Origin of the sequence: Nocardia sp. NBC_01503 (assembly GCF_036327755.1) — a bacterium.
Classification (GTDB): domain Bacteria; phylum Actinomycetota; class Actinomycetes; order Mycobacteriales; family Mycobacteriaceae; genus Nocardia.
Genome location: NZ_CP109596.1, coordinates 7,682,854 through 7,704,880 on the forward strand (window position 1 = coordinate 7,682,854; position 22,027 = coordinate 7,704,880).

Here is a 22,027-nt window from a genome sequence, read left to right on the forward strand (position 1 = left end):
CGCCGCGGTAAACGCGGCAGAGATTCCACGCTGCGGCAATGGCAGGCGAATCGCCCGGCCATTGCCGCCAATCGATGGATGCGCCAACATGATTCGAATCATGTGGTCATCGATGCGCGCACCTCACTTCGTGGCAGCCGGGACGGGCGGCGTGGCCAGGTCGTTGAAGAATTGGATCAGCGCCACGACGGTGACCGGTCCGCCGAGAGGACGGTTCCGGCGACCACACCGATGGCGGCGGTCGCGGCGAGCGAACGGAACGGCATGTATGAACTTTCTTCTCGTACTTCGAGATTGGCGGAACTCCGCTTGTCAGCGGATGTAGCAGGGGTAGCGCCGCTTGGCCTGGACGGCGGCGTCGAGGTCGATATCCGCGGTGCTGAAGGGCTGCTCGGCGGTGGTTTCGGCCACCACCTCGCCGTCGGGGCTCATGACCCAAGCGTGCGCGGCGGTGCCCGGTTCGGCATCGGCGGGTAGCAGATTGGAGGTGGCTACCCAGGTACCGCTGCTGAAGGCGGCGACCTGGGTTGCGGCCTGCCAGAGTGCGCGATCCTCGGCGCCGCCGTAGTTGGCGCGCGGATTGAGCAGCAGGTGCGCGCCGTCGCGGCCGTATTGCTGGGCATGCTCCATGAACCACACGTCTGTGCAGATCAGCATGCCGCAATTCGCTTGCGCCGCGGTGAATGTCTCGAATATGCCCGCGCCGGGTTGGTACCACGCCGCTTCCCAGAAACCGTCCTCCGCAGGCACGTAGTGTTTGGTGTGCACGTCGGCGTAGTGACCGTGCAGCAAGGTGAACCCACGGTTGACGCGGCGCGCGTCTTCGGTGATCGGACGGGTTGCCGCGACTGCGCACGGCAATTCGGCCAGTACTTCGAGCCATTCCACATGTGCTTGTTCGGCTGCCTGCCATTGCTCGGGTCGGTATTCGCTGTCGCCGAACATCCAGGGATGGAAAGGCATCTCCGGCAACAGCAGCAGTTCGCTTCGGCTTTCTTGCAGGTGGGCGGTCAACCGCTCCCATTGCGCGCCGAGCTCATCTGCGGCACTGTGGATTTCACATACGGTCACTTTCACTGCGGATCCTGTCCGTCGATGGTCGCGGTAGGTTCGGTCGCCGGCCGGTGGCACGGTGTCCATCCCGGGCGGGGCACGCTCCCCAAGAGGGCGCGCGTATACGGGTGTTGTGGCGAGCGCAGGATGTCGTCGGTGCGACCGGACTCGACGACGCATCCTTTCGCCATAACCAGGGTGAACTCCGTGACCTGCCGGACCACCGCGAGATCATGGGTGATGAAAACATAAGAGACGCCGGTCTTTTCCCGGATATCGGCGAGAAGATTGAGAATCTGCGCCTGGATGGAGACGTCGAGGGCGGCCACCGCCTCGTCGAGTACGAGAACCCGCGGATCAGCGCCCAGTGCCCGAGCGATCGCCACCCGTTGCCGCTGACCGCCGGACAGATGAGCCGGATAGGAGGCCAGCAGCCGCGCGTCGAGTGCCACCGTGTCCGCGAGCTCGTCGACCCGTTGTTCGAGTGCGGTTCCCGAAATCCGGTGGTGCAGACCGACGGCTTCGGTGAGCGCTGCCCGAATCGTCTGGCGCGGATCGAGACTCGAATACGGATCCTGGAATACGATCTGCGCTTCGCTCGCCCGCGCTCGCCGAGCCCGAGTCGACCGCGACGGAGTGGAACGGTCGCTGCCGCAGCAGCGGATCGTGCCCGCACTGGGCCGTTCGAGCCCGATCACCATGCGCGCCACGGTCGTTTTCCCGGAGCCGGACTCGCCGACGATGCCGAGCGCGGAACCGGCGGGCAGTTCGAAGCTGACATTGTCGACAGCGGTGAAGGATCCGAAGTGCTTCGTCAGATTCCGCACGCTCAGTACCGATTCCGTCATTCGGGAGTCCTGTTCAGCTCGCCGCGGATCTCGTCGGTGCGCACACAGCGCACCGCGCCGGACGGCACGGGGGTGAGTGGGATCGGACCGGATCCGGTGCAGTCCGGCTGAGCGAAGGAGCACCGGCCGGAGAAGGCGCAACACGGGTCGGCCTCCCACGCTCCGACGGGCGAGCCCGGTATCGCCGCGAGCCGCCGCGCCGGGCGGTCCAGATCCGGACGGGCATGCGCCAGTGCGGCGGTGTAGGGGTGCAACGGATTTCGGTGCAGGTGGGCCGATGGTTGCACCTCTACGATCTGTCCGGCGTACATGACGGCGGTGCGGTCGCACACCGCCGCGGCCAGGTCGAGATCGTGGGTGATGAACAGCAGCGCCACCCCGGTGTCGTGGCGCAGATCATTCAGGATCGCCATCACCTCGGACTGGGTGGTGACGTCCAAGGCCGTGGTGGGTTCATCGGCGAGGATGAGTTTGGGCTTGCCCAGCAGGGCCGCCGCGATCATCACCCGCTGCAGCATGCCGCCGGACAGGTCCCCGGGAAACTGGCGCATCCGGCGCGCGGTATCGGTGATGCCCACGGCCGAAAGGACTTCCTGGGCCTGCCGGGTCGCGTTCCGCCGATCGACATGGCGGACGGTGCGCAGTTGTTCGGTGAGGAAGTCACCGATCCGGTGCACCGGGTTGATGCAGGCCCGGGGATCCTGAAAGATCACCGCCATATCGGTCCGCGCGCGCCGTAATGCGTTGCCGCGCAGGCTGAGCAGCTCATGGTCTTCGAAATGGATTGTGCCGGTCACGCTTGCCCGCTCCGGCAGCAGCCGGGCTATGGCTCGCGCGGTCATCGATTTGCCCGCGCCGGATTCTCCGACGAGTCCGAGTGCCTCGCCGGGCTCGATCGTGAAGGAGACATCGCGCAGTACCAGGCGCTGTTCGCCCCGCACCTCGAGGGTCAGATTCAGATCCCGCACCGCGACCAGCGGTGTGGTCCCGCCGCCCGCCGCATCCGGGAATTTCACAGTGGGCAATGTCTTTTGAGTCATCGGCGTTCCTTGGCTTGCAGGTCGTTGAGCCGCTCGCCCAGGATGTTGAATGCGACAACGACCAGTACGAGTACGACGCCCGCATACAGCGATTCGGCCGGATAGCCTTGTAGGACACCGGTTTTGCCGTCCGATACCATCACGCCCCAATCGGCTTGCGGAGGTTGGACACCGAGTCCCAGAAATGAGATCGCCGCCAGATCGAGTGCGGCCCAGCCGAACAGGATGGTGGCCTGCGCGACCAGCATCGGTGCGATGTTCGGGACGATGTGCTTGACGCAGATGGTCCAGGCCGAGCTGCCCTGGACTTCCAGGGCCTCGATATAGGGCAGTGCGCGTTCTCGCAATGCCACGCCGCGGATGATCCGGACGATGTACGGCGTGTACGCCACGGCCAGCGAGATCGCCGCGGACCACTGGCTGGGCCCGGCGACGGCGGCGACGAGCACCGCCAACAGCAAACCCGGGAAGGCGAAGACCAGATCGGACCCGGAGGAGATGACATTGTCGATCCAGCCGCGCCGCCAACCCGCCACAATCGCCAGCGTGGTGCCGGCGGTCATGGCCAGCACGATCACGACGAACGCACCCAGCATCGAGGACCGGGCCCCGACAAGCAGCCGGGAGAACAGATCGCGGCCCTGCGAATCGAAGCCGAGCACATGGGATCCGCTCGGCCCGGCGAAGGCATTCACCAGGTCGCTCTGGTTCGGTGGATATGGTGCCAGGAACGGACCGAAGGTCGCGACAATCGCAGCGAGAGCGATGATTACAGCGCATGCGTACCCGAACCAGCCGATCCCACGCAGCCGTTGGATCGACGGTATGCGGGTGGCCCGAGGCAGCGTGATAGCCATCAGCTCGCCGCCGTTCCGAGACTGACCCGCGGGTCGAGCACCGCGTAGAGCAGATCGACGATGCCGTTGACAATGACGAACGCCGCCACCATGAGCAGCGAAATCGCCTGCACAACACTGAAATCCTTGTTCGCCGCGGCCTTGACCAGGGTCGCGCCCAGCCCGTTCAAACTGAAGGCCTGTTCGACGATCGACACCAGGACGATCAAGGTGGCGATCGTCAGACCCGTCACGGTCATGATGGGGATCGACGCGTTGTGCAGCACATGTCTGCGCAGGATCACCCCCGGTGGAATCCCGCGGCTCACCGCGGTTTGCACACGCTCACCGCTGGATTCGGCGCGGACCGACGCGCGGGTGATGCGCGCGACCAAGGCCAGTGAGGTGCTCGCCAGCGCGATGGCGGGCAGCGTGAGATGGGCGAGTTGATCCGAGAACCCTTGTCCCTCACCGAGAGCGGGCAGCCAGTGCAGCTTCACCGCGAAGACGCTGATCAGCAGCAAAGCGGCGACGAACGAGGGAACCGCCGCCAGCACCGTGGTGAACAGCAGCGCGATATTGTCGACGATCCCGGGTTTCAGCGCGCTGAGCACGCCGACGCCGATGCCGAGCACAATGACGATGACCGCCGCGTAGGCCACCAATTCGACTGTGGTGCTCACGCGTTGCGCGATCACCGTAGACACGTCCTGGCGACTGGTCATCGAATAGCCGAAGTCACCATGGAGAGCCGACGTCAGCCAGTTCCAGTAGCGCACCGGCAACGGATCGTCCAGGTGGTATCTGGCGACGAGGATGGCGCGCGCTTCCGGCGTGATCTGCCTGCCCCCGGTCAATACCGCGATCGGGTCCCCGGGAGCCAGGTACAGCGCACCGAATATCGCGATGCTCGCCACCCACAGTGTCGCCAGCAGCAAAGCGCCGCGGCGCAGGAGGAATCTACCCATGTCAACCCCTCGCTCCGAGCATCGCGAGCGCCGGGGATTGCATGTAGCAGAACGAGGTCGGAGCCCCGGTCAGTTTGTTGTTGAGCACGAGGAACGAGGTGGGGTGCGCGACCGGAATCCAGGGCAGATCGTGCATGACGAGCTTTTCGGCTTCGATCACATCCCGGGCGCGGGCGGCCGGATCCGCTTCGGCGCGTGCGGCATTGAGCAAATCGGTGAGCGCCGGGTTCTCATAGCCCGAGTAGTTCTGGTTCCCGCCGGGCAGCACATAGGTCGAGATCAGTGCCGCCGGGTCGGCGTAGTCGCCGTAGGTCGTGGTGCTGAACGCGTCGACGCCCTCGCGGGCCTTCGGATCGGTGAAGAAATTGATGTAGTTCTCCGGCGACACATTGGACAATTTCGCGTCCAGCCCGATCGCGGTGGCCACCTCGAGCCAGGCGTTCGATACCGTCGCCACCGTTGCCATACCGGTGGATGTTCCTATCACCAGCGGTTTTCCGGTCGCACCGGCTTCGCGAATCAACTGCTTGGCCCTGTCGAGATCACGGGTGACCTCCGGCGCGGCGTTCCAGGCGGCGTTGAAGGAGTCCTTGGCATAACCCCAGGTGCCGGGGTTGGTCGACAGCCTCGGTTCCAGTGCGTTACCGGCATAGGCGGCATTGATGAAACTGCGGCGGTCGAAGGCCAGCGACAGCGCCTGCCGGACTCGGATATCGCCGAGTACTCCGGTCAGGTTCGACGGGATGAGGAACTCCGTTTCCAGCGTGGGCCCGGAGTGTACGGATACCGTCGAAGTGCGTTGCAACTGCGACAGATTCGATGTGTCGGTGATCCAGCTGCCGTCGATCTCGCCGGTGGTCAGTCCGGTGGTGAGGGTGGCCGCGTCCGGAATGCCTTTGAAGGCGATGTTTTTCGTCAGCGGGGTGAGCGTGGAGTCCCAGTAGGCCGAATTGGCCGCCAGTTTGAGTGATTCGCCGGGGGTCCATTTGGCCAGCCGGTACGGGCCGGTGCACATGGTGCCGCCGTCGGGCGTACCGAATTTCTGGCCCTGCTGCTGTGCGAAGGCCTTCTCGACCACGATCCCGGGCATGGCCGACAGTTCGCCGGTGAGCCAGTAGTCCGGCTGGGTCAGGGTGATGAGCACCGTCTTCGCGTCTTCGGCGGTGATGGTGGAGACCCGATCGAAGACCTTGCCGTAGAAGCCGCCGAGTTTCGGATCACGGTTGCGTTCGAGGCTGAAGACCACATCGTCCGCGGTCAGCGGTTTGCCATCCCAGAAGGTGACGCCGGGCCGAATCGTCAGTGCCAGTGCGGTGGGTGTGCGGTATCGGTATTCGCTGGCGAGACCGGAAGCGATACTGCCGTCGGGCTTTTGGCGTAGCAGTGCATCGCACATGGTGGCGATGACGGTGTTCTCCGGGTAGTCGAACGCCGTCGCCGGGTCGAGCGTCGTCGGATCTCGATACAGCGCCCAGGTGGCACTGTCCACACCGCCCGAGGCCGCGGGGGTGTTCGGCGAGAGATTGATCAGCGAAGCGCTGTCGTTCGAAGACGAAGTCGGGATGCGGCCCGAGCATCCCGTCAGCATGGTGGCTACACACGCGGCCACCGCTATGGCACGTATACGACCCTTTGTCATCATCGTGGAACCTGGTTTCGATCTGGTGGGGATGTTTCAGGAGGTCTCGCGCAGCGCGGAATTCGATTCCGTCAGCACGCCGTAGCTGGCCGGTCGGCGAGTGTCGAACAGCCCGAAGGTGAGCCAGTCGCGACGCTGATCCAGGTCGAGATCGGCGACGAGCACCGTGTCCCGATCACGTGGCGCGCGAACGATGGTGCGGCCGTAGGGATCCGAGATGAACGAGGATCCGTAGAAGTTCGTGCCGCCCTCATGTCCGATGCGATTGACCGCGACCATGAAGGTGGCGTTGGCCAGCCCGTTGCCGGCGATCATCTGATGCCACATCGGCTCGGTGTCGAAGTCCGGGGATTCGGGTTCGGAGCCGATCGCGGTGGGATAGACCAGGATTTCCGCGCCGCCGAGCGAATATGCCCGCGCCAGTTCGGGAAACCACTGATCCCAGCAGGTCGGGAAGCCGAATGCGGCTCCGGCCGCGGAGATCACGGGATATCCACTGTCACCGGAATCGAAATAGTGGTCTTCGTGGTAACCGGGAAACGCTGGAATGTGTAGCTTTCGCGTTCTCGCGTGCAGTTCCCCGTCCGGTCCGACCAGAATCGCCGTATTGAAGCCCAGGCGACTGTCGTTGCGCTCGTACAGCGAAGCGTGCACGAACACACCGAGCTCGGTGGCGTACTGCCGAGCGAACGCGATGGTCGGACCGTCGGGGATGCTCTCGCGATACCGCTCGGCACCGGCATGGTCCGGAACCGTCGCGAAGTAGGGACTCAGCGTGAGCTCCTGCAGGCATACGACCTGTGCGCCGAGCCCCGCGGCCCGCCGAATGCCTTCGCCCAGTACGGCTTTGTGCTCGTCCGGGTCGGCATGCCAGGACGTCTGCACGGCGCCGATACGGACCGGCGGGCGGGTGGCGGGGGTGACCCGTGCGGGCGACGGGAACAGCGCGCCGATCGCCGTGACGACGACCCATCCCCCATCCTCGTCGACGCGCTGCGTCATCGGATGGTCAGGTGCGCTCATCGACGGGCTCCCGCCGCCGGAATCTGCTGGGTGATGCAGTGCACTCCACCGCCGCCGTACGCCACGATATTTCCCGGCACACCGACCACCTCGCGATCCGGGAACGCCCGCGCGAGCGTCGCCAGCGCCGCCGCATCCAGTTCGTGCCCGCCGATCGGCACGATCACGCCGCCGTTGGCGATGTAGAAGTTCGCGTACGCGACCATGGTTTCGGTGCCGTCGGGTAGAACGGTGATCGGGAACTGCGGCAACTCGATGATCTCGAAGGGGCGACCGGCCGCATCGGTGCTCTCGCGCAACACCTTCAGATTCGCGGCCATCCGCTCGAAGTCCGGCATATCGGGATCGGTACAGGTCTGCGCGATCACCACACCCGGGCGCACATACGTGCATACGCCATCGACGTGACCGTCGGTGTGCGCGTCGTCGAAATGCCCATAGGGCAGCCAGATGATCTTCGTGACGCCGAGCCGGTGACGCAGCTCCGCCTCGATCTGCTCCCGCGACATCGACGGGTTGCGGTTCGGATGCAGCAGGCACTGTTCGGTGGTGATCAGCGTCCCTTCGCCGTCAACGGTGATCGCTCCGCCTTCGAGGATCATGTCCGACGAAAACCGTTCTATGCCAAGGACATCCAGCACACGCTCACTGATCGTCGCGTCCTGGTCGTAGGGCAGGAACTTATTGCCCCAGGAGTTGAATCCGAAGTCCACCGCGGCGCGATTGCCCTCCGCGTCCAGCACGATCTGCGGGCCCGAATCCCGGATCCAGGAATCGTCGATGGAGAGCACCACGATCTCGACGGCCTCACCGCACATGGCGCGCGCTTCGTCGGCCTGTCCGGGAGCGACGATCATCAGCACCGCCTCGAACCGGGCGATCGCGTTCGCGGTCGCCGCGTACTCGGCCTTGGCCTCTTCGAAGTAAGGCCCCCACAGGTCTTTTCGGGTCGGCCACGCCATCAGGCACCGCTCGTGCGCTGCCCACTCCGCGGGCATCCGCCACGACGGTTCGATCCCGCTCACAGTGTGTTTCATGTCAGCCACCATATCCTGACTAAAATTTTAGTTAAGTTCTTTGGCAAAAAAATTTCGAGCCCGAGCGACCCACGCTCAGCTGCCGCTTACCGCCCCACCCGCTGAAGAGCGGATCGATACCCCTGACACCCCTGGGGCCACTCGGCGAGCATCACCACCGGCTCGAAGTCGGCTATCACCCGGGCGATCCCGCGATATCGTTCTGCACCGCGATACCGTCCGAGCCCTGCCACACCGAGCCCGATGGCGGCCATGCCATGCAGGTGCGCGCGTGCGCCGCCCACTCGGACGGCATCAGCCACTCCCCGGGTATAGCCGAAGCTGCGGGAAAACCCACGCCCGCGATGCCGCTGCCGCCAGCACAGCGTCCCCGCCAACCACCCCCGCTCCACCACGAAGGATTCTCCGACGCGAGAAGTCACTCATCATTTCCACCAGTCCGCGCAGTGCATATTGACTGAAATTTTGGTCAGGCCGAAGATAGCAGCTGATATCCGAGGAAGCCATAGCGTTAACAGCGAATTCTCGCGACCGAAACACCTCGCAGCAAACCCGCGGAACCCCGAGGGGAGTCGACCGCGCCCCGCACCGCACGAACGGCACCACCCCCATTGCCGTCTACTCAGCGGCGGTAGCGGCTGCACCAGATCGCCTAGGTGTCAACACTATTCAGTCGTACTCACATACCTGAAGGCCCTGCGCCCGCGAACAACGACACGCACGAGCCTTGTCCGTATGGAGCGAGGCGCTCGAGCGACGGTTTGCTGGCAAACCCAAGGCCACGTGCTCTTCACACTCGTAGTCGGCGCACGCACAAGACCGGCTTAACCCTGCGTTACAGTCGCTTCGCGCCACCAGAATTCTCTGCCACCATCGCTTGCCAACCCTTCAGCCAGCCGATGACATACAGCGGCTGCGACGAGACCCCCGTATCCGTTTCGACCCACCATGTTTCGCGGCTGGTTAGGTCGGGCACGCGCTACCCCCTCGGACATGAGTGCAGCATCGTCGACCCCGCCATGTGCCGATCTTTCACTTTGCCGCCGCGTTGCCGACCCGCCCGAGCCAGGCACGCGGGTCGCGGCAGAATAGTGCGCTTCGGTTGTCCGCACCCGCGCGGACTCGGCCCTCGCTTGTCTGGTTTTGGTCAGAACTGTTCCGGTGCAAAGCCTTTCGATGGTGACTCTCAGCGAATTCGTCGACCGAGGGTCTCGTGGAGATTCCAGGGCTCTACCGGCAGGAGTTCGGAGGGCAGGACACGGTGAGGGCTGCGGAGTGCTCGGCGAGGTGGGTGTGGTCGTCGAGGCCGAGTTTGCGGGTCAGCGCGAGGAGATTGTTGCGGATCGTGTTCTCGCAGAAGAACAGTCGGTGCGCGATCTGCTTGTTGGTCAATCCCTGCGCGAGCAGCAGCAGGATCGTTCATCTCCATGGTGGTCAGCGTCAGGCCGGTGAGTGATGGGCGCCGTCGTGGTGGCGCAACGGATGGGTCAGGCTGGGCACAGGACGCCGGTCCAGGCGCGAGTGTCCGGTGGCGATGGCTTTGACCGCGCCCGCCACGTCGAGTTCGGTCAGGTCCTTGACCATATATCCGGCCGCGCCGGCGTGGATCGCGGCGAGCATCGCCTCGGGGGCAATGTCGGCGCTCAGGATCAACCACCGAATCGCGGGGTGCTCGGCACGCAAGACCCGGCACAGCTCGAGTCCATCGCCGTCGGGCAGGTGTGGGTCCAGGATCACCACCTCGGGCCGCACCGCCGACAGCAGCGCCCGCGCGGCGGCGACGGTGCCGGCCGCACCTACGATCGCGATGGTGCGATCGCACTCCAGCAGATCGGCGAGGGCGTGGCGGACGATGTAGTCCTCCTCGACCAGAGCCACCCGAACCGGATTATGGCGCGAGGGCGGCGGACGAGTCGCGCCCGCACGGGTGGGATTGCTCATCACCTCACGATCCGCCTGCCCGCCCGCCCTGCCATCGGGCCAACGCCACCAGCGGGCGGGACTTTCGCCCTCGGACGGTCCCGGCGTGCCGACCGGTTCGGGAGCAGCCTCGTCATGACCTGAAGTCCTACGCCTCGAACGCTTTTCGGTCCGACGCGGTTACCAGTACTGCCCGACCGCGAGCACGGCGCCCGGGTCCTGCGGGTCGAGGGGATTCAAGACCGCTACGTAAGTTCCGCCGCCGGGGTGCGCCGCGGCCTCGGCGGCGATCTCGTAAGTGCTGGCGTAGGTGCTGCCATCGGGCAACGCCAGCTGGGAATCGGGTTCCAGGTCCACGCGCTGGGCACCGGCCGGGACCAGTGCGTCGATCGCCCCGGGGATCGGGCTCCCCGTCAGTGCGGCGGTCTCACTCGGAGAGAGCACGACACCGCTCATATCGGGACCGGCGAACGGCGTTGCGGCAGAAGCGGTTCCCGCGCTCAGCAGCAGAGCGGCGGTGCCTGCCGCGGACGCGGCGGCCAGGAGGGTGATGGGGTGAACACGCATTGTCAGCTCACTTTCCGGGAGGGTGTGCCGATCGAGAACCAATCGCGACCGGTCGCACGTATTCCGATCACCGCTGGACGTACGTCCAATTCGGATGCGGTAAGTGAACATTGACAGCAATTCTTTGGCAATCCATAGACCATCGTCAACGCCGCCCGTGATCACTCGTTCATTTGCCGTACACCAACAATCCCCCGCAAGACGCCCCGAGCCCCGCGGCGGTGCAGCATCAATGTCACCTGCCTCACATCGCCGCCGTGACCTGCCCTAACGACGAGATCCAATCGTGCCGCCCGTTCACTCCTTCCGGCACCTTCGCCCACGCCGGGCACGGCACGGTGCCGTAGTCGAAACCGACTTCGGGCGGCAGGCCATGCCGCCGACCGGACCACCGCCGAAGGGAGTCACGATTGTTATGCGATTCCGGGGCGGAATCGACACGCAAGCGCTTAGCTAGTCAATAGCTGGTTGGCAATGTCGCCGTAGAACCGTCAGGGCGGCGACGGGCATGAGGTTTCGCGTAGTCACAGCATCGACATAGATCCGGTTCTCGGGTCCGAGGTCGGCCCGAAGGCGGTTCTCCGAGCAGGAGGCGACGGTAATGGCGCTGGTGCCCAAGCTATTCGGACTTCTCGCGATGGCCGCCATTGTGGTGGGCGGCTCCGGTATCGGTGTGGCGGCTGCCGAGCCCGGACCCGACGGCCGGTATTACGGATCCTTGGCCACCGAAGATCTCGGGGACCATTTCGGGGTCATGTGGGCGGTCAACTATCCCAACTGGGCCGAGGCCGATGACGCCGCACTACGGCACTGCGAGTCCGGTAACTGCGCGGTGCAGGCCCGGTTCGTCGACGGCTGCGGATCCATCGCCCAACACAACCACCGACTGCTCGGCGGAGTCGGACACACCCGGGAGGAAGCCGAACGCGCCGCACTCGACGCCTTCGGCCCACCCGACCTGGTGTCGCTGAGCGCGGGCAACCCACCCGCCGCGATCGCGCACACCGAATGCACCGGCAACGCGGGCTGACGCACCGTGATCGAAGGCCGGACAACGGTGACAACGCCTCTTACGAACGGCCCGAATCCGCTCCATCGCAATGGTTTTCGACGTAGGAGGCGCGGCGGTGAGTGATCTGCTGGTCAAGGCTTCAAAGTTAGCGGTAGGGGTTATGGCTGTCTCGCTGTCGGCATTCGGAGCAGCGCGGGCGCAGGAGTTCGCCCCCGGTGTGAACTGCGAGGGGTTGAGCTGCACCAACGACTCCGACGAACCCTATGTGGCGTCGGGGGTGACCTACTGTTTGACCAACCCGGCCAACACTCCGCCCATGCCCGGGCAACAACCAACCGCCCCTACTCCCTACACCAACGCGATGAGCGTCGTCGTCAATCCACATTCGACGATGACGCTGACCCCGATCTGCCGGGGCGGCGACAGCATGACCGGAGCCGCTATCACCGGCGTCGCACCGGGATCGGCCCTTCCTCCCTCGGGATCCGGAGGCTGATCAACGGCCCACCAGGCTCGACGGTCGGTATCCAACCCAGTCGGAGACCTCGCTAATTCGGTGAACGCACAAGATGGGGACTGCTGCAAGATCAGGTGACAGGTTGACCTGCCATGCAGCAGTCCCACGAGTGCGACGACGCTAGTAGGGGCTTTCGAGGGTGGTTGGAGTGCTGGCGACCTCCAACACAGTTGTGGGGTAGGCCGATCCAGCAGTGTAGAAGCGGGCTCGGGTCTTACCGACAGGTTCGAGTGCCCGAAGCGCAACGAGGTCGCGTAGATCGCGTTGTGCTTGCTGCAGGCTTAGCCCTTCGGATTGCTCGTAGCGGGTTCGCCGGACTCGGCCGGACATCGCGACGTCGTGCAGTGCGCTGATGACGCGCTCGTCCAGGTGCGCACCTGCGACGTACTCCTCGAGCATCGCCCATACCGTACCGGACCGAACCCAACGGGCATACACGGTTTGGGCCTGCTGATGGTAGGCGGTCAGATTGAATCGAATCCATTCGGATACATCCTGATCCGGGTGATAAGTGGAGCCGCGGCGACCGAGCACCTGGTAGTACTCCCAGGTGTTTCCAGGCCTGCCAAGCCACGCTTCAATGGACGAAAACTCCGGTGCGAGAACACCTTCCCTGGCGATCATCAGTGTCTGCAACGATCTTGACATGCGTCCGTTGCCATCGGCCCAGGGGTGGATGGACACGAGGTGCAGGTGTGCCATCGCCGCGCGAACGAGTGGATGTGTGCCGTCGTCGGTATTGAGCCATTCGACGAGTTCTCCCATTAGCGCTGGTACGTGGTCGGCATCGGGTGCGGTGTAAGCGGCGATGCTCGGGTCGCGGGGGTCGGTCACGTAGACGGGGCCCGGTCGCCATTGCCCGGCTGAGCGACGTTCGGTATGCCGGTGCCCTTGCAACATCCAATGCAACGCATTGAGGAAGCCTTTGCTGTACGCGAAATCGTCTACATTGTGGAGGGTCTGAATGTAGGTCATCATCCGCTCGTAGGCGAGTGTCTCGGCCTTGTTCTCCTCGGAGACCTCGACGTCCCGTTCGCCTGCGATGAGGTCTTCCACATCAACGGTGGAGACTTTGAACCCCTCGATGGAGTTCGACGCGGCAACGGAGTCTGCGGTGAGGAATTTGCGGAGACCACCCGCCCATTTGCCGGGTTTGGCCTGAACTTCATGGCGTAATTGATCGCGCATCCGATCCACACCCGCCAGGACGCGGACGTCGGCTGCGGTTAGTGCGGGCGTGGGAAACAACATGACACAACAATATGATGACGTAGTCATTGCGTCAAGGCGACACGGGGCCAATGGGCCAATGGGCCAATGGGCCACCTACGCACCCAAGACGCCTTGTGGACCAATCGCGGACCACGAATTGGTCCACAATTCCGACAGACCGACGAGTCAATACATGGAAGATCAAGCGGCACAAGGCGTTTCATTCCCAACCCTACTTGACAGCGGGTCAAGTGGTTTTGGAACCGAAAAAGACCTGGTCAGAGCGTTTCGAACCGGCTCAAGCAGCCGTAAGATCTGTAGAATTCTTCCCCGAAAACAGAAGCAGGTCGGAGCGGGAAACCCGCTCCGACCTGCAAACCTGTCGGGCTGACAGGATTTGAACCTGCGACCACTTGACCCCCAGTCAAATGTTGGTACCCGATAGGGACATTTCACGCACGGAACGCTCGTTGTTCCCGCATGCATATCGAGCATACCCGCTGCCTACGGGCGGTGCGGGCAGATCGGGTGGTCCATGATCGGTCCACACGACCCTCGCCTCAGAGAGCATTGGTCCACGATTGGTCCACGATTTCAGGACAGAGGAACGACGCCTTATTCCCACATACGTCATGCCACAAAGCCGACCTTGCGCCGCAAGGAACCTGATGCCGAAGGTCCGCGCGGACACAGCACCGATGCCCCTGCACCAAGCTGTCAAGCACGCCCCGGCAACCAGGACGCGAACCGCAGTCGGCGAAACGCCCCTGGCTCAGGCCAGGGAAACTGAATCGCCCCAGTGAGTCCGGAGAGGGCAGTCCCGAGTGCGTGATGCTCGGCGCGGAGGTCCGCGTCGTGGCGGTTGGCTAACTGGAACCCTGCATCTGGTTTCTCAGAGGCCCACTGGTGTCAGTGGAACCTCGTGGGGCTCGGTGAGGGCCTCGGCGAGGGTGTGCAGGCTGGCTGGGGTGGTGGGGGTTTGGACGGTGTGGACGGTGTGGTCGGGGTTGATGGCGAGGGCTAGGGGGACGCGGTCGATGCCCAGCGCGGTGAGGAAGGTGTCCTCCCGATCGCGCAGTGGAGTGATCCAGGAAGGAAGGGTAGTCGCGTGATCGTCGGTGTCGCTGATGGCGAGCACCGTGATGGGTGGTCCGGCGGGGGTGTCGGCGAAAGCGGAAACCAGGCGGGTGCAGTGGGGGCAGCCGCTGGAGAGGAAGAGCAAGAGCAGGGGTTGACCCGCGTATCGCTGGTCGAGCCGGATGGGTTGTTCGTGGTGGTAGAGGGTGAGGGTCGGAAGAGGGGTGCCGGGAGCGGGTCCTGGTGCGCCGTTACGGGTCAGGAGGGTTTCGACCTGTTCCAGGGCGGCGGTGGTGCGGGTGATGAGCCCGGTCAGGGTGAGTGCTTGGGCGAGCACCATGAAGGCGAGCAGGCACACGACGGTGATCCATGGCCAGGTCACGATTATCGCCTTCCGGATGGGGTGGCGCTGATGAGGTCAGCGAGTCGGTGGTGGCTGCGGTTCAGGGCGTAGCTGAGCGCGGCGAGGCGGGTTGCGCACAGGCCGAGCAGGACCGCGACGACGGTGGCGATGGTGTCGGCGGTGGAGACCGCGACAGTTCCGGCGGCGGCGGTACCAGCGAGCACGGCAGCGCAGATGGTGAGGGCGAGGCTGCGGGTGGCCAGGGGCCAGCTGAGGGTGATGTCGCCGAGGACGCCGTGGCAGCCGCAGTTGATCGCTCGGCCGCGGCGGAGGTTGACGACGATCCCGGTCGTGAACGCCGCGAACATCGCCGTCGCGACCATGGCGGCGACGGGGGTGGCGCGGTTGAGCAGCAGCGCGGTGCCGAGTACAAGTTCCAGTGCCGGCAGCAGGAAAGCTGCGAACGGAAGCACGCGGACCGGCACCAGATGATAGCGCTCGATGTCTGCGCGCAGGTCCACCCCGCGGCCCAGTTTCGCCAATCCGGCAGTCACCAGCACCGCGGCCAAGACCAGTCGCACGGCGAGTACACCGACTGCTACAACGGCATCGCCTTGCACAGCAACTCTCCTACCTCTTGCATTTCAGATTCTTCAAGCACGAGAGGCCCAGTTCGCTGACGCGCACCTCGGGTTGATTCTTGCCCGGTCTGACGTAGGCGTATCGATCTACTTCGCAATAACACTCAGGGGTTTCGACGACCCCGCCGCAGCATTTCTCGCCGAGTCCCAGCGTGAGGCAGTTCATAAAGTTCATGACCTGAGTTTTGCAAGTTTCAGGTTCAGGTTGGGGTCGGGCTAGTGCCGGCCGGCTGAATCCGAGCACGGATACCGCGCCGACGCCCATCGCGGTGAAAGTTGACCGGATCATCCATCGCCGTTTGTGGTGCGCTGTCATGAGTTCCGCTCCCTTCTGCCCACCGATCGCCTCGGGCAGGCATCGGCACACGGTCATCTTCGCAGCCACGGCGGCTCTCGGAGGGTGACACGCGCAGTGGGGCATTAGGTGACTGGCCAGGCATCCTCTACCTATCCAGCCCTGGGAGCGGTGTCTCGTCGAGGTCGCAATGGGTCGTTGGCGATGACTTGGCAACGACCGCTAATGCCGCAGGGCGCGCTGACCGAACGATCGAGCGCGGGAGCAGTGGAAGATCGACCGGCAGCGGCGATCTGAGGTCAGCCCAACGATAGCTACTGGCGAATGCGACGCTGATAGAACCGTCAGTTACTCCCGGAGCCGTCCGGGTTTTGCGTCAGTTCGCGGTCGGCGGAACATCGGCGGTCATGACCAGCAGTCTGTCCATCGATACCGACGAGCAGTCCCGCGAACTGGCTCGGCAGTACTTCGTGCTGATCATCGAAAACGCCATGCGCTGAGGATCGCTCCCCTACCGCCACTCCGAAACGGCTGATCAACCCAATAAAACCCATGGTTGACCTTTCGCTCCAATATTGACAATATCTGATGTCATTATTGCGTTTCGGCGATGGTGAGTGCAGAGGAGTGCGGGATGACCGAGGACATCGTTGTCGAGGTCGATCAGGATCTGTGTCTGGGATCCGGATTGTGCGCGAGATTGGCCCCGGAGGTCTTCGAGTTTCCCGACGACGTCGTTGAACTGCACAATCACCCGCGAGGAACGACCGGACCGGTGCCGGTGGCCGATCGGTTCACCGCAGCCGTCCAGGCCGCCGAGCTGGGTTGCCCAGCGGCGGCGATCGCGGTGCACACCGCCGACTGAGTCGCGGTAATAGACAACTTTCGTTGTAAATCTTCAGCAGTACCCGGAAGGAACATTGCAATGGTGCAAGTGTTGGCAGGCAACTGGGGTCCGCCTCCGATCACCGAGGCGGGGCCGCTGGCAACCTGGCTGCTGCTCGGAGTAGCCATCTGCTCGGTGCTAGGCGCGCTGGTGTACGCCATCGGCCTACGGCTGGCCAAGGACCGTGAGAGTTTGGTCCTGCTCGGGCTCATTACCGTCGGCGCGCTGGTGGTGTTCCCGTTCTACGTGGAGCCCTGGCTCGACTTCATCGGGGCGACAACCTATCTCACCAATGTCATCGATCCCGTCACGACCATTGTGGATCGGCCACTCCCCTGGCATATGTGGGTGACCTACGTCGGCGGTATCGGTATCGCGACCATAACCGCGTACCTGATCGTCAAACAGGGTCGACCGGCAAAGGCGCTATTCGCGTTCGCCGCTTTCATTTCCATCACCGAGTGCCTCGGCGAGATGATCAGCTGCCACTACGGCGTCATGCTCTACTACAGCAATGACGCGCTGGTCTTCGGCATTCCCATGCCGAGCCTGGTGCAGAACGGCGGCATGTTCGTCGTCATCGCCTGGGTGATGACGATCATGCTCCCGCATCTGCACGGCTGGCGGCGAATTGTGGTGGTGCCGTTCATCGCTCCTGCGGTGTACCTGGCCTACACCCTGCTCTGCACCCTGCCGAGCTACTACGCCATTCACAATGATGCCTCCCGGGCGACGTCGTGGGCCCTGGCGATCGTGTCGACCCTGCTGAACCTGGGAGCCGTCGTCTTCGCGGCCTACGCACCGTCCGTCGTCCGCCTGCGCAAAGCCGCCGCACAGTCCGGTGATTCGGCGAAGGTCGAGGTCAACGCATGAGCATTCCCCAACGAGACAAGTACGCGCTGACGCGCAATCCCGTTCGGGCGGTGCGCAAATCGGTGGTCGCCAAGCGCCGCAAGCTGACGCTGCCGCCCGGACCGGTGGGCCGCCCGGTGACCGGTGTACTGCGGGAGTTCAAAGCCGATCCGTTCGAGTATCTGCGGGGTTGTGCGAACGAATACGGCGATATATTCCGGCTGCCGGTACCGGCGCTGGACATGGTGGTGGTCAATACCCCCGACCTGGTCCGCTACATCATGAGCGACGTCGAAAAGTACACCATGATCGGGCATTACGCGCCGATCGCGCACCGAGTCATCGGCCGCACCATCCCGCTGCTGGAGGGCGATCCGCTACGGCAGCGACGCAAGCTCATCACCCCCATGTTCAAGCACAGCTCGCTGGCCGAGCTGGCGGACGAGATCGTCGACGAATTCGCCACTCGCATAGACAAATGGGGCGACCGGGCCGACGCCGGTGAGACCATCGATCTACAACACGAGATCGCCTGGCTGACCATGCCCGCGTTCATGCGCGCCATGTTCGGCATCTCCCCCTCCGATGCGGAAATCGAACAACTCGATCACGATCTGCGCATGCTGCTCGGCTCCTTCGCCGCGGCCGTATTCCTCAGTCCCATACCGAAAATGGTCCCGTTCCCGGGCCGGGACACCTTGCCCGCGGCGTGGTTCCGCATCTCGCGGTGGATCGAGGATCAGATCGAGCGGCGCTTGACGCATCCGATCGAGAGCGTCGATATGTTGCAGGTGCTGCTGGACGCACGCAATGAGGACGGCACCCCGCTGAACCGCAAGGATCTCATCGCCGAACTCGCCATTCTCATTGCGGGCGGCTACGAAACCGTCGTGGCCTCGGTGTCGTGGACACTGGCGCTGCTCGCGGAGAACACCGAGGCGCGGGAACAGCTCATCGCGGAAGTGGATGAGCTGCAAGGTGATCGGCCCACATACGCCGATCTCAAACGCCTGGAGTGGACCAAAGCCTGTTTCGATGAGGGCCAGCGCATGCAGGGGCATCCCTTCCACCCGCGCATCGCCCTGCACGACGATGTCATCGACGGGCATCTCATCGCACGCGGCACCATTATCGGCGTCTCGGTGTACGCCCTGCATCGCGATGAGCGCTGGTGGCCCGAGCCGGACAAGTTCGATCCGTCCCGGTTCACCGATCGCGCCGTGGTCTCGGCCCGGCCGATCAATGCCTTCATTCCCTTCGGCACCGGTCCGCATCGCTGCATCGGTTCCCAATTGGGTTATATGAACGCGCAATTCATTCTGACGCTGTTTTTCCAGCGCTACCGCATGAAGACCGCGCCGGGCTGGAAGCCCAAGCACGCCTCCACCTTCTCCACCACCATTCAGGGCGGCCTGCCGGTCACCCTGGAGCGCGTGTCCTGACCCAATAGCGAAGGGCCCGTTCGTCATCGACGAACGGGCCCTTCGTTTTGCCGACAGCCGAGCGGCTCGCTACTGCTGACTCGGGCGGGCGACCTTGCGCCGCCACACAATCGCCTCGTCGATGAAGTTCACCAGATAGTCGACCAATTCCTCGGCGGTCATATCGAGCCCATCCTGCACCGGCGTTCGCTGTGAGGCGAAGGCGCAGTACAAGCCGCACCGAAGGCGGGATCCATCACCTGCAGAGCGCCCCACCTGCTCGCGGCGAACATGAATCGCCAGTCACCGAGGTAACGCCACAACATCGTGCCCGAGCTGATCGGAGCTACCGATTCGCGTTTACGCATCGCACCTGCGACACGGCTTTGTCCGCCGGGTTCGGTCACCGTGTTGTCGTCGATGGTTGTCACGATTTGTCCAAGATGGCTGTGTGCCGGTGAAACTCGGGATCATGTGGCTCATGCCATCGGGCAGTAGTGTTGCGGGTTGCCCCGTGCCGACCGCGGCGGAAGGTATTTAGCGGGAGTTTCGACCAATGGGGCATCGACCGGTGCACGTCCGGAAGCGCGATTCCAGGCCGCCCGCGCGCGCGGGTGGTAGCGGTACCGGAACGGCACGAGTTTGAATGCGAGCGCAACCACCCGGCCGAACCGGTGCAGCATCCATTCGTCACGCGCATTCCAGGACAGGCCCAGTTTCTCGCGGACCGGTTCGTCGAAGAGCCCGGTGGCAATCCACAGCATCAGCGAGTCCGCGATCCGGCCTCCGACCCGAACGGCGGGGCGCAGCAAAGACGGCATCCGCGCACTCGCATCATCGATCGCCTTACGGCCGAGTTGGAAGACGTCTCGGGTGGCCCGGTTGTCCTCGAGTTCGTCTCGGCACACCCGGTCCCAGTACTGCTGGAATTCCTCCCAGGTCGCGGGGACCGACATCATCGACACCTGGTACAGCCGGTAGTACTGGGAGCTCTCGGCGAACAGTTCGCGCTTCTGCTGCTCGGTGAGCCCGTCACCGAAATATTCGGCGGCACGGATCGTCATCATCAGAAAGGTCGCGTGCGCCCAATAGAACGTGCCGGGGTTCAAGGCGTGGTAGCGCCTGCCCTGACTGTCGACGCCCTTGATCGTGAGGTGGTAGTCACGGATCTTGCGTGCCGTCTCGGGCGCGCGATCACCGTCGTAGATGACCCCGACGATCGGATAGGCCGACCGCGAAAAGCGTTGGACCGGTTCGGCGTTGATCAGCGAATGCTCCTCCACACCGGCACCTAGCTCGGGGAACATGTTCTGGGTTATTCCCAACCAATAGGTGAGCAGGTTGTAGCGCAGATCGCCGTAGTACTTCCACATCAGCGAATCCGGCCCGAGGCACGCGGCCCGTAGCGGGACGGGCAAGGGGGCTGGATCGCCGGCTCCGGCCGACCGGGACTCGACAGTCATCTTCGACCTCCATCACTAGGTTCGGACCGAGGTCCGCGACGACGCCTCATCCGGGTCGCCCACCTTACGTTAAAATTAACAATTGTCGTTGTCAATATTTGGATCGGGGCACAGGACTGCCGCCAAAGCGGCACCGCCGGCGGTAGATCCGCACTTCAGCGAACGAAACCCAGGTCAGGACACGCTGATTCGACGCCGGGCCCTTCCCCGGGCAGCAACCCCCACGCCACACAACTGCACTCTCGACCGCGCCGGCCGCAGGCGCATCCGAGCCGGCGCACGCCAGGGCGGCGTCACAGCAGCCTTGCGCCCACCGAATTCAGTCCGATCAGCAGCCCTTCACCGCGCCGCGGGATCGAGCGGAATCTGTTCTTGTTGCCACGCCAGCGTGTTGTCGAAATAGCGCAGCAGGTAGTCGACCACCTCGGCGGCTGACATCACGATCCGCTGCTCGATCCATCGCGAAACAGTTCCGCAATCGCCCCGGAGATGACGAGGGTGTTCGCGTCACCCATGGACCGCCTCGATCACGTCCGGGCCGTTTTGCTGGTACTGGGCGAGCATCGGGGCGGCGAGAGCCGCCAGATTGATTCCGCGCGCTGTTCAGGATCGTCGAGCCACATCGCCATCAACCACGTGACGATGTACAGCATCTGCCGGCGCAACGTGGCCAGATGGCCTCCAGCTCGTTCGGTTTCCACCAAAAGAATGCGGCCGATACGGCGGTCTTCATCCACAATGGCCACCAGTTCCCGGGTCACGGCCCGCAGCCGTGCATGCCCATCGTCGACGAGTATCGCCTTGCTCAGCAGACGCACAGCGACCTGAACCGCGACTAACTGCACGACCTCATGAGCGAACTGAGTGAGATTGGTGAAGCTCTCGTAGAAAGTAGCGTTCGGTGTGCTCGGTGCGGGCGCACACGTCACGGACCTTCGTGTCCGCGATCCCGATCTCGCCGATGATGGCGATTCCGGCCTGGGGTATCGGACTGCGCGAAAAACAACGAATATGGCGAAGGCGCAGTTCAGGTGGCGTCGTCGGGCTCGGGTGGGCGGCAATAGACCCCGGGCCTGATGAAGGCGAGTTGGGAGCGCGCGGCCCAGTAGTCGAGGATGCCGGTGACCTTGCCCGGTGTCATCGCTATGCCCAGACGCGCGAGCCGGGCGAGCAGATCGTCGACCTCGAATACCTCGTCGGGTTCGATGACCTGACGTACCAGCCGTCGCACCGAAAGTTCCTGTGCCGCTCGCTCTTCACGATCCGGCACGGGCTGCGGCGTTGCCGCCCGGCCGTGGCGCTGTGAAGGCAGCAGATCGTCGTAGTGCTGCACCGTCGGTAGACCGGGACGGTTATCGGTGGGCCGCCGATCCAGGA

At 64.1% G+C, this 22,027-nt stretch carries 22 protein-coding genes; 5 read left to right on the forward strand and 17 right to left on the reverse strand.

Annotated features, from left to right (window positions below):
- Nucleotides 1-312 precede the first annotated feature (312 nt).
- The 11 genes from OHB26_RS35400 to OHB26_RS35450 all read right to left on the reverse strand — a co-directional run bounded on the left by OHB26_RS35400 (nt 313) and on the right by OHB26_RS35450 (nt 10,931).
- Complete coding sequence (locus tag OHB26_RS35400) at nt 313-1,077, reverse strand: carbon-nitrogen hydrolase family protein (protein ID WP_330181605.1); 765 nt, start codon at nt 1,075-1,077, stop codon at nt 313-315.
- The gene (locus tag OHB26_RS35405; protein ID WP_330181606.1) at nt 1,074-1,901 is read right to left on the reverse strand and encodes an ABC transporter ATP-binding protein; all 828 of its coding nucleotides are present in this window, start codon (nt 1,899-1,901) and stop codon (nt 1,074-1,076) included. The genes OHB26_RS35400 and OHB26_RS35405 overlap by 4 nt, the downstream gene beginning before the upstream one ends.
- Nucleotides 1,898-2,941 (reverse strand): ABC transporter ATP-binding protein, encoded by a 1,044-nt coding sequence (locus tag OHB26_RS35410; RefSeq protein ID WP_330181607.1) that lies wholly within the window; start codon nt 2,939-2,941, stop codon nt 1,898-1,900. Before OHB26_RS35410 ends, OHB26_RS35405 begins: the two co-directional genes overlap by 4 nt.
- Nucleotides 2,938-3,798 (reverse strand): ABC transporter permease, encoded by an 861-nt coding sequence (locus OHB26_RS35415; protein ID WP_330181608.1) that lies wholly within the window; start codon nt 3,796-3,798, stop codon nt 2,938-2,940. The genes OHB26_RS35410 and OHB26_RS35415 overlap by 4 nt, the downstream gene beginning before the upstream one ends.
- Nucleotides 3,798-4,745: an ABC transporter permease gene (locus OHB26_RS35420; protein WP_330181609.1), complete on the reverse strand. Its 948-nt coding sequence runs from the start codon at nt 4,743-4,745 to the stop codon at nt 3,798-3,800. Before OHB26_RS35420 ends, OHB26_RS35415 begins: the two co-directional genes overlap by 1 nt.
- 1 nt (nt 4,746) lies before the next feature.
- The gene (locus OHB26_RS35425) at nt 4,747-6,387 is read right to left on the reverse strand and encodes an ABC transporter substrate-binding protein (protein WP_330181610.1); all 1,641 of its coding nucleotides are present in this window, start codon (nt 6,385-6,387) and stop codon (nt 4,747-4,749) included.
- Between the two features lie 33 nt (nt 6,388-6,420).
- Nucleotides 6,421-7,386: a nitrilase-related carbon-nitrogen hydrolase gene (locus OHB26_RS35430; RefSeq protein ID WP_442943060.1), complete on the reverse strand. Its 966-nt coding sequence runs from the start codon at nt 7,384-7,386 to the stop codon at nt 6,421-6,423.
- 17 nt (nt 7,387-7,403) lie between these two features.
- A complete protein-coding gene (locus OHB26_RS35435; RefSeq protein WP_330181612.1) occupies nt 7,404-8,444 on the reverse strand; it encodes an agmatine deiminase family protein in 1,041 nt (346 codons plus the stop codon).
- A 1,230-nt stretch (nt 8,445-9,674) separates the two neighbouring features.
- The gene (locus OHB26_RS35440; RefSeq protein WP_330185878.1) at nt 9,675-9,860 is read right to left on the reverse strand and encodes a LuxR C-terminal-related transcriptional regulator; all 186 of its coding nucleotides are present in this window, start codon (nt 9,858-9,860) and stop codon (nt 9,675-9,677) included.
- A gap of 24 nt (nt 9,861-9,884) precedes the next feature.
- A complete protein-coding gene (locus OHB26_RS35445) occupies nt 9,885-10,385 on the reverse strand; it encodes a response regulator (protein ID WP_330181613.1) in 501 nt (166 codons plus the stop codon).
- A 159-nt stretch (nt 10,386-10,544) separates the two neighbouring features.
- Nucleotides 10,545-10,931, reverse strand: a complete 387-nt coding sequence (locus tag OHB26_RS35450) for a hypothetical protein (RefSeq protein WP_330181614.1) — start codon at nt 10,929-10,931, stop codon at nt 10,545-10,547.
- A 601-nt stretch (nt 10,932-11,532) separates the two neighbouring features.
- Between OHB26_RS35450 and OHB26_RS35455 the strand changes: the two genes are divergently transcribed.
- Nucleotides 11,533-11,961, forward strand: a complete 429-nt coding sequence (locus OHB26_RS35455; protein ID WP_330181615.1) for a DUF4189 domain-containing protein — start codon at nt 11,533-11,535, stop codon at nt 11,959-11,961.
- A gap of 97 nt (nt 11,962-12,058) precedes the next feature.
- On the forward strand, nt 12,059-12,439 hold the full coding sequence (locus tag OHB26_RS35460; protein WP_330181616.1) for a hypothetical protein: 381 nt from the start codon (nt 12,059-12,061) through the stop codon (nt 12,437-12,439).
- A 141-nt stretch (nt 12,440-12,580) separates the two neighbouring features.
- Here OHB26_RS35460 and OHB26_RS35465 read toward each other — a convergent pair whose 3' ends face one another.
- From OHB26_RS35465 to OHB26_RS35475, 3 genes are all read right to left on the reverse strand, one after another.
- A complete protein-coding gene (locus tag OHB26_RS35465; RefSeq protein WP_330181617.1) occupies nt 12,581-13,711 on the reverse strand; it encodes a Fic family protein in 1,131 nt (376 codons plus the stop codon).
- Between the two features lie 853 nt (nt 13,712-14,564).
- A complete protein-coding gene (locus tag OHB26_RS35470) occupies nt 14,565-15,131 on the reverse strand; it encodes a TlpA family protein disulfide reductase (RefSeq protein WP_330181618.1) in 567 nt (188 codons plus the stop codon).
- Nucleotides 15,132-15,133: 2 nt separating this feature from the next.
- Complete coding sequence (locus tag OHB26_RS35475; RefSeq protein WP_330181619.1) at nt 15,134-15,712, reverse strand: MauE/DoxX family redox-associated membrane protein; 579 nt, start codon at nt 15,710-15,712, stop codon at nt 15,134-15,136.
- A 950-nt stretch (nt 15,713-16,662) separates the two neighbouring features.
- Between OHB26_RS35475 and OHB26_RS35480 the strand changes: the two genes are divergently transcribed.
- Genes OHB26_RS35480 through OHB26_RS35490 form a run of 3 tightly spaced genes read left to right on the forward strand, consistent with a single transcriptional unit; the run spans nt 16,663 to nt 19,208 of the window.
- Nucleotides 16,663-16,893 (forward strand): ferredoxin, encoded by a 231-nt coding sequence (locus tag OHB26_RS35480; protein WP_330181620.1) that lies wholly within the window; start codon nt 16,663-16,665, stop codon nt 16,891-16,893.
- Nucleotides 16,894-16,953: 60 nt separating this feature from the next.
- Nucleotides 16,954-17,787 (forward strand): hypothetical protein, encoded by an 834-nt coding sequence (locus tag OHB26_RS35485; protein WP_330181621.1) that lies wholly within the window; start codon nt 16,954-16,956, stop codon nt 17,785-17,787.
- Complete coding sequence (locus OHB26_RS35490; protein WP_330181622.1) at nt 17,784-19,208, forward strand: cytochrome P450; 1,425 nt, start codon at nt 17,784-17,786, stop codon at nt 19,206-19,208. Before OHB26_RS35485 ends, OHB26_RS35490 begins: the two co-directional genes overlap by 4 nt.
- Nucleotides 19,209-19,666: 458 nt before the next feature.
- Here the strand turns inward: OHB26_RS35490 and OHB26_RS35495 are convergent, their stop codons facing one another.
- From OHB26_RS35495 to OHB26_RS35505, 3 genes are all read right to left on the reverse strand, one after another.
- Nucleotides 19,667-20,650, reverse strand: a complete 984-nt coding sequence (locus tag OHB26_RS35495) for an oxygenase MpaB family protein (RefSeq protein ID WP_330181623.1) — start codon at nt 20,648-20,650, stop codon at nt 19,667-19,669.
- 527 nt (nt 20,651-21,177) lie between these two features.
- Entirely contained in the window at nt 21,178-21,579 is a 402-nt protein-coding gene (locus OHB26_RS35500) for a hypothetical protein (RefSeq protein ID WP_330181624.1), read from the reverse strand.
- Nucleotides 21,580-21,677: 98 nt separating this feature from the next.
- Complete coding sequence (locus OHB26_RS35505; protein ID WP_330181625.1) at nt 21,678-21,983, reverse strand: hypothetical protein; 306 nt, start codon at nt 21,981-21,983, stop codon at nt 21,678-21,680.
- Nucleotides 21,984-22,027 lie beyond the last annotated feature (44 nt).